General features: G+C 72.0%; 9 protein-coding genes. 5 read left to right on the top strand and 4 right to left on the bottom strand.

Going from position 1 to position 9,907, the window contains the following annotated elements; translation table 11 throughout:
* The coding region (locus FUT87_RS31025; protein WP_255511966.1) for an AMP-binding protein at positions 1–1,948 on the top strand (1,948 nt) is incomplete at its 5' end.
* A 4-nt stretch (positions 1,949–1,952) separates the two neighbouring features.
* Here FUT87_RS31025 and FUT87_RS22350 read toward each other — a convergent pair.
* Positions 1,953–3,116: an MFS transporter gene (locus tag FUT87_RS22350; RefSeq protein WP_147242187.1), complete on the bottom strand. Its 1,164-nt coding sequence runs from the start codon at positions 3,114–3,116 to the stop codon at positions 1,953–1,955.
* Positions 3,113–3,925 carry a DeoR/GlpR family DNA-binding transcription regulator gene (locus tag FUT87_RS22345; RefSeq protein WP_404935431.1) on the bottom strand — a complete coding sequence of 271 codons (813 nt, stop codon included), beginning with the start codon at positions 3,923–3,925 and terminating at the stop codon, positions 3,113–3,115. The genes FUT87_RS22350 and FUT87_RS22345 overlap by 4 nt, the downstream gene beginning before the upstream one ends.
* Positions 3,926–4,156: 231 nt before the next feature.
* On the opposite strand from FUT87_RS22345, the gene FUT87_RS22340 reads away from it, so the two are divergent.
* From FUT87_RS22340 to FUT87_RS22330, 3 genes are all read left to right on the top strand, one after another.
* On the top strand, positions 4,157–6,562 hold the full coding sequence (locus tag FUT87_RS22340) for a S8 family serine peptidase (protein WP_186830704.1): 2,406 nt from the start codon (positions 4,157–4,159) through the stop codon (positions 6,560–6,562).
* A gap of 32 nt (positions 6,563–6,594) precedes the next feature.
* Positions 6,595–6,981, top strand: coding sequence for a hypothetical protein (locus FUT87_RS22335; RefSeq protein WP_147242432.1), 387 nt, complete (start codon positions 6,595–6,597; stop codon positions 6,979–6,981).
* 79 nt (positions 6,982–7,060) lie between these two features.
* A complete protein-coding gene (locus FUT87_RS22330) occupies positions 7,061–7,570 on the top strand; it encodes a DinB family protein (protein WP_091729258.1) in 510 nt (169 codons plus the stop codon).
* A gap of 9 nt (positions 7,571–7,579) precedes the next feature.
* Here FUT87_RS22330 and FUT87_RS22325 read toward each other — a convergent pair whose 3' ends face one another.
* A complete protein-coding gene (locus tag FUT87_RS22325; RefSeq protein WP_147241962.1) occupies positions 7,580–8,038 on the bottom strand; it encodes a GNAT family N-acetyltransferase in 459 nt (152 codons plus the stop codon).
* Positions 8,039–8,460: 422 nt separating this feature from the next.
* On the opposite strand from FUT87_RS22325, the gene FUT87_RS22320 reads away from it, so the two are divergent.
* On the top strand, positions 8,461–9,282 hold the full coding sequence (locus FUT87_RS22320) for a YecA family protein (protein WP_147242431.1): 822 nt from the start codon (positions 8,461–8,463) through the stop codon (positions 9,280–9,282).
* 3 nt (positions 9,283–9,285) lie between these two features.
* On the opposite strand, the gene FUT87_RS22315 is transcribed toward FUT87_RS22320, so the two are convergent.
* The coding region (locus FUT87_RS22315) for a S9 family peptidase (protein WP_147242430.1) at positions 9,286–9,907 on the bottom strand (622 nt) is incomplete at its 5' end.

Here is a 9,907-nt window from a genome sequence, read left to right as displayed (position 1 = left end):
CGCGGCGGTCCTCGCCGGAGAAAGCCTGAGCCCCGCAGCTGAGCCGGTCGTCGACCTGCGCACCCTCGACGCCGACATGCCGCCAAGCGTCGCGGGACTGGACGATCTGGCCTATGTGCTCTACACCTCGGGCTCGACCGGCCAGCCCAAGGGCGTCGCCATCGAGCATGGCCAGCTGCTCCATTACGTCGTCGGCAGCTCGGTGGCGATGGACCTGGCGGCCAGCCGCCGCTGGGCGCTGACGAGCTCGGTGGTGGCCGACCTGGGCAACACGGCGCTGTTCGGCGCGCTGTTCAACGGTGCCTGCCTGGTCATCGCCGAGGACGCCGACACGCGGGACGCGGACGCCTTCGCCCGCTTCGTCGACGGGCGCGGCATCGACGCCATCAAGATCGTGCCGTCCCACCTGGAGGCGCTGCTGGACGCCCGGTCGCCGCGGTTGCCGCGCACCGTGGTGCTCGGCGGAGAAGCCGCGCCTCGCGCGCTGATCGAGCGCATCTGGCGCCTCGCGCCGGGCACCGTGATCCACAACCACTACGGCCCGACCGAGACCACGGTGGGCGTGCTGGTCCACCGCGTGCGCCCGTCCGATGCGCAAGGCGCCGACGCGCTGCCGCTGACGCAGGTGCTGCCCAACACCCGGGTCCATGTGCTCGACGAGGCGATGCGACTGGTGCCGGCCGGCGCCCAGGGGCAGGTCCATGTGGGCGGTCCGCAGCTGTGCCGCGGCTACCTGGGTCGCGAGGTGCCGGGGGTCTTCGTCGACGACCCGTTCCATCCCGGCGAGCGCCTCTACCGCACCGGCGATGTCGCGCAGGTGCTGGCCGAGGGCGGCCTGCGCCTGATCGGACGCGCGGATCATCAGCTGAAGCTGCGAGGTTTCCGCGTGGACCCAGCGGAGGTCGAAGGCGCGCTGCTGACGCTGTCCGGCGTGCGCCAGGCCGTCGTGCTCGGGATGCCCGGCGCCGGCGGCATCGAGTTGACTGCCTGCGTCGCCATGGCTGAGGACGGTGCTGGCGCCGACGTCGGCATCGGCGGCCTGCGCGAGGCGCTGAAGTCGCTGCTGCCCTCGCACATGGTCCCTGCACGGGTGATGCGCGTCGACGACTTCCCGCGCCTGCCCAACGGCAAGCTCGATCGCGCGGCCATCGCGACGCTCGTGGCGTCCGCCCTGACTTCGCCCTCGACCACAACCGCGACATCGACGTCATCCGTCGTCGTGCCTGGCGCGCTCGGCGCGCTCGACGCGCTCAGCGGGACGAGCGGCCCGACGGCCTCGGTCCAGGCCGCGTCCGCCGGCGCGCCGCGCGGTCTGCTGCGCGTGACCGCGCCGGTGGCGCTCGGGCGGCAGCATGTGGCGCCCGCGCTTCCGGCCTTCTTCGAGCGGTATCCGGAGCTGCGCATCGAGCTCGACCTGTCCGACCGGCTGGTGCCGCTGGCGCAGGAGGGCTTCGACCTGGCGATCCGCCACACCAGCGCGCCGCCGGACACCCATGTCGCGTTCAAGCTCTGCCCGTCGCGCGCGCTGCTGACGGCCAGCCCGGCCTACCTCGCGCGCGCGGGCCGGCCCCAGCATCCGGCGGAACTGGCGCAGCATCACTGCCTGCCCTACCTGCGCCCGGGGCCAGCGCAATGGTTCTTCGAGCGCGCCGCCAGCGCGCCGGCGCCCGAGCGCCTGCGCGTGCCGGTGCAAGGCCTCTTCCGCGCGAGCAACAGCGAGGTGCTGCGCGACGCGGCGCTGTCGGGGCTGGGCATCGCGCTGCTGCCGGACTTCAGCGCCCGCGACGCGATGCGCGACGGCCGTCTGGTCGAGGTGCTGCCGGACTGGCGCGCCGTCGGCTTCTTCGGCGACGCGATCTACGCCATCCATCCGTGGAGCAGCCACACGCCGCAGGGCGTGCGGCTGCTGGTGGACCACCTCAAGGGCGTGATGGGCGGCGGCTACTGAGGGCTCAGCGCGTGACCTTCACCGCGCTCAATGGCACCAGCGCGAGCAGCGCAGCCAGCAGCCAGAACGCGGTCGACAGTCCGACGCCCGCCGCGAGGAAGCCGATCAACGCCGGCCCGAGCAGCACGCCCGCATAACCCGCCGTCGTCACCGCCGAGACGGCGAACGCGGCGGGCATCACGGTCTGCTGGCCGGCGCGCCGGAACAGCACCGGCACGAGGTTGGACGCGCCCAGGCCGATCAGCACGAAGCCCGCGAAGGCCACCGCGCGGACCGGCGCGAGCAGCAAGGCGGCCACGCCCAGCACCGCGACCACGCCGCCCACCACCAGCGTCCGCCGATCGCCCAGGCGCGCGACCACCGCGTCGCCGGTGAGCCGTCCCGCCGTCATCGCGATCGAGAACAGCATGAAGCCGATGCCGCCCTGCGCCGGCGCGACCAGCTTGGCCTCGGTCAGCAGCAGCGCGCTCCAGTCCAGCACCGCGCCTTCCGCGAGGAAGGTCACCGCGGCGAGCAGCGCCATCAACCACACGAGGCCGCGCGGCATCACGAACAGCGGACCGCTGGACGAGCGCGCCGTCTCCAGCACGTAGGGCCAGGCCACCACGACCGCCAGCGCCATCAGCGCGGCGCCCAGCAGCGTCGCATGCAGCGGCTCGAAGTCCATCGACAGCAGCAGCGTCATGAAGGCCGCGCCGATGAAGCCGCCCACGCTGTAGAGCCCATGGAATCCGGACATCAGCGGCTTGCCCGCCGCGCGCTCGACCTCCAGCGCGTTGATGTTCATCGCGACGTCGAGCGATCCCAGGCATGCGCCGAAGGCTGCCAGCGCCAGGCCCAGGGTCCAGGGCGAGCCCGCGAAGGCCAGCAAGGGCAGTAGCGCCGCCATGCCGAAGCCGCTGCACACGATCACCAGCCGCGTGCCGAAGCGCGTGCTCAGCATGCCGGCCGCGACCATCGCCACGACCGAGCCCAAGCCCAGGCACAGCAGCAGCACGCCGAGGGCGCCTTCATCGACGCCCAGCCGCTGCCGCGCGAAAGGCACCAGCGGCGCCCAGCACGCGACGCCGAAGCCCGCCACCAGGAAGGCCAGGCGCACGGCGAGGCGATGCTCGGGTTTCTCGACCACGGGCTCGGCGCCCGTGAAGCTCTGCGGCGCGGCGCTCATGCCGCGGTCTCCACGGCGATCACGTCGACCGCGGCTTCGCGCAGGCCGCGCACCACGCCGGCATCGAGGTCCTGCTCGATCACTGCCGTCCTGAGCATCGCGAAGTCGGCGATGTGATGCGGAGCGGAAGCACGTGCCTTGTCGCTGGTCAGCAGCGCCACGACCTGGCGGCTGTTCTGGATCAGCGTGCGCTTGAACGCCGCCTCGCTGAACTGCGTCGTCATGACGCCGTCCGCCACCGACAGCGAACAGACGCCGACGAAGCACCGGTCGATGCGCATCCGGGACAGCGCATCGACCGCGGCCGCGTCCACGCAGCCGCCCAGGTGGCGGTCGACCTCGCCGCCCAGCATCAGCAGCCGCAGGTCCTGCCGGCGCAGCACGGCCGCCGCCACGTCGACCGCGTTGGTGGCGATGGTCAGCCCGGCGTCCTCGGGCAGGAACTCGACCAGCGCGAGGTTGGTGCTGCCGGTGTCGATGAACACCAGTTCGTCCGGCCGGACCGTGGCCGCCCCCGCCCGCGCGAGCGCCGACTTGCGCCCCGGCGCCTCGCGCAGCCGCGCCGCCAGCGGACGGTCGCTGTCCTGCACCGGCACCGCGCCGCCATAGACACGGCGGCACAAGCCGTCGGCCGCGAGCGCGCGCAGGTCGCGGCGGATCGCGTCCTCGGAGAGCTTGAATTCGGTGGCGAGGTCCGCCGCCACGACGGACTGGCCCGCCGAGAGGCGCTCGGCGATGAGCTGCCGGCGGGCTTGGGGAAGGTCGGGTTGCGTCATGTCGCGCCTCGGTTGAAGCGCCGCAGTATGCATGATCAATCCTGTTTCTGCACGTTCATGCACGATTCGTCGACCGCTGCTCGCACCGGGGCAGGCCGCCGCTTCACCCCTGCCGCCTCCCCCGCTGTGGGGAAACATCCCTGATCCGAGGGGCCTCGCCTTCCCTCCCATGGGGGTCGGCCTCCCTAGTCCATGGGTTTTTTCGTGAAGCGCCGCCGCCGAAAGTCGCCCCGGGCGGTCGATGTTGGCCGTCAGGAGACAGGTATGACTTCGTTGACTGTGATGCGTCGTCGCATGGCCGCCTGGGCGGCCCTGTGCGGCGCGACCGCCGCGCTGCTGGGCATGACGCCCGCCGCGGCACAAACCCTCAAGCCCGAGACCGACGTGGTCCAGGGCGTGACCCTGCGCACCGGCGAGGCGCTGCGCGTGGGCGGCTACTCGGCGCTGCGCGCGAAGGCGCTGCAATCGCCGCGCAAGCTGCGGGTGATCGCGCGGCTGTCGGCCTACGCGACCGGGGCCGGTCCCGCCGGCGAGCCCTTGCGCGCGATCGGCGAGACGCCCGCGATCCGCGGCGCACGCGACCAGCTGGTGCTGCGCCTGCGAGCCCGCGGCGCCGACGCGGTGGAAGGCCTGCCCGACACCGCGCTGGTGGTGATGGAGGTCGATGCGGCCCAGCTCGATGCGCTGGTCGCCAACGGCGAGATCGCCGAGCTGACCGAGGACGTGCCGGTGCCCGCAACGCTGGCCGAGTCCGACCCGCTGGTGCGGGCGCCGCAGGCCCATGCACTGGGCGCGCGCGGCGCCGGCACGACGGTGGCCATCCTCGACACCGGCGTGCAGGCCAACCATCCGTTCCTGAACGGGCGCGTCGTCGAAGAGGCCTGCTTCTCGACGACCTCGGCGGCCAACAACTCGACCTCGCTCTGCCCGGGCGGCGCGTCCAGCAGCACGGCGGTCGGCTCCGGCGCGGCCTGCGCGATCAGCGGCTGCGACCATGGCACCCACGTGGCCGGCATCGCCGCCGGCCGCGCCACCGGCGCCACCACCTTCAACGGCATGGCGCCGGACGCCAACCTCATGGCCGTGCAGGTGTTCTCGCGCTTCACCGACTCGGCGGGGAACACGCCCTGCGCGAACTCGAACAAGGCCTCGCCCTGCATCCTGAGCTTCACCTCGGACCAGATCCGCGGCCTGCAGCGGGTGCTGGAGCGGCGCGCGACGCGCAACATCGTCTCCGCCAACATGAGCCTGGGCGGCGGCGTCAACGCCGCGGCCTGCGATGCCGATGCCCGCAAGGACGTCATCGACGACCTGCTGGCCGTGCGCGTGGCCACGGTGATCGCGTCGGGCAACAACGGCTCGGCCACCGGCGTCAGCGCGCCGGGCTGCATCTCGACCGCGGTGACGGTGGGCTCGACAACCAAGAGCGACCTCGTCTCCAGCTTCTCCAACAGCGCGGCGCTGGTGGACCTGCTGGCGCCGGGATCGGGCATCACCTCGTCGGTGACCGGCGGCGGCTTCGGCGCGAAGAACGGCACCTCGATGGCGACGCCCCATGTGGCGGGCGCCTTCGCGGCGATCCGCTCGGTCGTCCCGGGCGCCAACGTCGGCGACATCCTCGGCGCGCTGCAATCGACCGGCGTCGCGATCACCGACACGCGCAACAACCTCACGCGCCGGCGCATCAACCTGGAAGCGGCGGTGAACCAGCTCGCGCCGCAGCCCTTCGCGCTGTCCAGCGGCATGCTGTTCCAGATGCATGCCGACGGCCGCATCTGGGCCCACACCGGCGTGGCCTGCAATGGCGCCGGCTGCCCGGGCTGGGTGCTGCTCGACGCCAACCCGGCGACGCGCGCGATCGCGGCCGGCGGCAACGCGCTGTACCAGCTGCACGCGGACGGGAAGGTCTGGCGCTACACCGGCATCCGCTGCGGCGGCAATGCCTGCCCGGGCTGGCAGATGCTGGACAACAACCCGGCGACGAAGCAGATCGCGGCGGGCGGCACCTCGCTCTACCAGCGGCATGCGGACGGGAAGATCTGGCGCTCGACCGGCGCGGCCTGCTCGGGCAACAGCTGCCCGGGCTGGACGATGCTGGACAACAACCCGGCCACGATCGACATCGTCGCGGACGGCACGCGGCTCTACCAGCTGCACAACACCGGCGCGATCTGGCGCTCCACCGGCGCGGCCTGCTCCGGCAACAGCTGCCCCGGCTGGACCCAGCTGGACAACAACCCGCATGCCAAGGCGCTGGCCGCGGCGGGCGGCCAGCTGTACCAGCGGCATGACACCGGCGCGATCTGGCGTTCGACCGGCGTGGCCTGCACCGGCAACAGCTGCCCCGGCTGGACGATGCTGGACAACAACCCGGCGGCGCGCGAGATCGCGGCCAATGTCGGCGGGCTGTTCCAGCGCCATGCGGACGGCAAGATCTGGCGCTTCACCGGCCAGGTGTGTTCCGGCAACAGCTGCCCGGGCTGGACGATGCTCGACAACAACGGCGCGACCGTGCAGATCGAGGCGGCCACCAGCGGGCTCTACCAGCGCCATGGCAATGGCCGCATCTGGCGCTCGACGGGCGCGGCCTGCTCCGGCAACAGCTGCCCGGGCTGGGTGATGCTGGACAACAATCCGGCGACCAGCACCATCGTGACGGCCCAGCCATGAGGGCCCGGTCACCGCGTCTGTCGCGCCTGCGCATGCCGGCGTGCATCGCCGCCGCCCTGATGGGCACGGCCTGCGCGCTGATGGGCGGCGACGGCGCGGTGGCCGGCTCGCCGGGCGCGCCGCTGTTTTCTTCCACCGTGGAGTGCCCTGCCATGGAGGCCATCGAAGGCGCCGCGGCGCTGCTCGCGTCGCTGGACCGCAGCCCGGACCGCACGGCCCGGGTGCTGCTGCGGCTCAAGCCGGGGCCGGCCGCGATGGCCGGCGCACGGCGCGCGCTCGACGCGGCGAAGGCCGCGGGCGAGCCGGTCGGCGGCCGGCCGCTGCTGGTCGCCGAGCTCACCGCCGCGCAGCTGCGGGTGGTGCTCGCGAGCTGCGAGGTGATCGGCGTCCAGCCGGACGAGGCCGTGCCCCCGAGCTGACCTTCGGCGAGGCGGAAGCGGCGCTGTCATGATGTCGCCCAGCCGAGGCCCATCCCGGGCCGATTGCCAAGGAGCGCCCATGAGCACCGCATCGATGCTGTCGACCCTGTTCCGCTACCAGGCCTGGGCCCACGACGGGTTCCTGCGGGCGATCGAGGACCTCGATGCCGAGCGGTTCGGGGAGGCGCGCCACCTGGCGCTGCGCGTGCTGAATCACGTCTACGTGGTCAACCAGATCTTCACCGGCCACCTGACCGGCCAGCCGCACGGCTACGAGGCCAACAACACCGTCGACACGCCCACGCCACAGGCGCTGCGCGCGGCGCATGCGGCGTCAGACCGTTGGTTGCTGGAGTACGTCGCGGCCATCACGCCCGAGCAACTGGCCGAGCGCATCGCGTTCACCTTCACCGACGGCGGCCGCGGCGCGATGACGCGCGAGGAGATGCTCTTCCATGTTGTGACCCACGACGGGTACCACCGCGGCGAGGTGGGACGGATGCTCAAGCAGATCCAGTCACCGCTGCCGTGGGACACGTTCGCGGTGTTCCTGCATCAGGACCAGCCGGAGCGGCGCGGGCAGGGTTGAGGGCGGACCTCAGTCCGCAGGCCTCACGTAGTAGAGATCGAACTCGCCCTCTTCCACCAACTCGAATCCGTGCCGCTGATAGAAGCGGTTGGAGTCGCTCTGCTTCAGCGCACCGACACGCACTGGCAGGCCGAGTGCTCGCGCTTCGCGGAAGACCTCGGCGAGCACGCCGGCGCCGATGCCGCGTCCCTGCCAGGCTGGATCGATATAAAGGTGATCCAGCGCCAGCCAGCCAGGCTGCTGCGTGGTGACGACGAAGCCAAGGCGCTGCCCGTCGACGACGATGTGGCGCGTGCGCTCGGGATCGAAGCTGGAGAGGAAGCGCTCGCGCGCCCGCTGCGGATCGAAGCGGCCGATGCGTTCGAGGCTCTCGCGCATCGCGGCGATGCGCAGCGCGACGAGGGCTTCGGCGTCATCCAGGGCGGCGGCGTCGAACCGGAGAACGGCGGGGCTTGGCACGGTCGGCATGGCGCGCATCGTAAGCGCGGTGCCGATCGATTCGGACCCACAAAAAAGGACGCCCGACCAGCGGAGCTGACCGGGCGTTGCAAGTCCTAGAAAGGACGTCGTTGGGATCGGTGCCGTCCATCGGGGCTGAAGGCCGCGCCGTTGGAAGGCGTGAGGTGGACTCTAGGGCGAACCCTGAGGACGCGGCATCCCCTCAAGGTGGGATACCTGGGGAAATTGGTCAGCAGGTGTAAGGAGCACTCCGCATTACGGAAAACTGCGGCGGATCTCACGCCGCGACCCATGACTTCCGTTCGCCGGCGCACACAAGCCATCCCGGTCGCCGTGCCCCGGCGCGGATCCTGCCGCTGCTGTCGTGGACAACGCGGTTGTGCCGGGGGTCGCTTCAGGCGGCGTACACGCGCGCCGGATAATCCCGCCCCATGACCGCGCCCAAGCCTCCCAAGAAGTCCGCGCCCCGGCCGCCTGCAAGCAAGACCTCGGGCTCGCCCGCGAGGGCCGGCACGCCGTCGCACGGGCCGCGTCCGCAGCCTCACCGCCCCGCGATCGACGCGCCCAGCGCGCCGCCGGAGCCCTGGAGCGACGACGACCTCGACGAGCTGCAGTCACTGCTCGACGAAGTCCCGGCGCCGCTGGAGCCGCTCGATGCCTCGATGCTCGACGGCTTCCTGGTCGCGCTGATCCTGCAGCCCAAGCCGGTGCCGCTGTCCGACTGGTGGCGCTGGGTGCTCGATGCCGAGGAGGGCCGGCCCGCCCCGGCGCGCTACGACGCCCAGCCGCTGCTGCAGCTGGTCCAGCGCCGCGAGCATCAGCTCAAGCAGGCCATCGCCGATCGGCAGTGGTTCGACCCCTGGGTCTTCGAGCTGGACGAGGACGCGTCCCCGTCGGAGACCGTGCTGCCCTGGGTCGCCGGTTTCGCGCTGGCCGCCGACCTGTTCCCGGCGCTGATGAACCTGGACGAGTCCGAGCTCAACGAGCCGCTCGCCCAGCTCTACATGCATCTGGATCCCGAGGACCTCGAGGACGCGGATGCGCTGCTCGAGGAGATCGAGAGCCTGGAGCCGCCCGAGGAACTGGACGAGGCAGTCGAGAGCCTGGTGCGGGCCAGCCTGCTGCTGGCGGACATCTCGCGGCCGCGCCCCGCGCCGAAACCGCAGCGGTCGGGTGGCCCCGGCGGACCGAGGGGTTCGGGCGGCCCCGCCGGTCCGCGCCGCGGCGGACCGCCGCCCCGCCGGCCCCAGTGAGGCTCAGCGCGCGGCGGGCGCCTTGGGCTCGGCGTCCGCGGCTTCCGCAGTGGTCGGCGTCGCGATCGGCGCGCCGGGCCCCACCTGGCGCTTCATCCACTCGCTCATCTCCCACAGCGTGTGCCCCACCGACTCACGCGCCGAATAGCCGTGCGATTCGAAGGGCAGCGTGACGTAGCGCACCGAGCCGCCGGTGCCCGCGAGCGCCTGGTACAGCCGCGCACTCTGCATCGGGAAGGTGCCGGGGTTGTTGTCCAGCTCGCCGTGGATCAGCAGCAGCGGCTCCTTGAGCCGGTCGGCGTAGTTGAACGGCGAGAGCTTCTGGTAGACCTCCTGCGCCTCCCAGTAGGTCCGGCGCTCGCTCTGGAAACCGAAGGGCGTGAGGCTGCGGTTGTAGGCGCCGCTGCGCGCGATGCCCGCCTTGAACAACCGCGTGTGCGCCAGCAGGTTGGCCGTCATGAAGGCGCCGTAGCTGTGGCCGCCCACCACCATGTGGTCGCGGTCGCTGACGCCCAGGTCCACCGCCTTGTCGATGATGGCCTGCGCGTTGGCGGTGATCTGCGCGATGAAGCTGTCGTTCACCGTCTTGGGATCGCCCACCACCGGCATCGTCGCGTCCATCAGC

Source organism: Mitsuaria sp. TWR114, assembly GCF_007997345.1.
The sequence above is the reverse complement of the archived record's forward strand: the minus strand, read 5'-3'. Positions and strand labels throughout refer to the sequence as shown.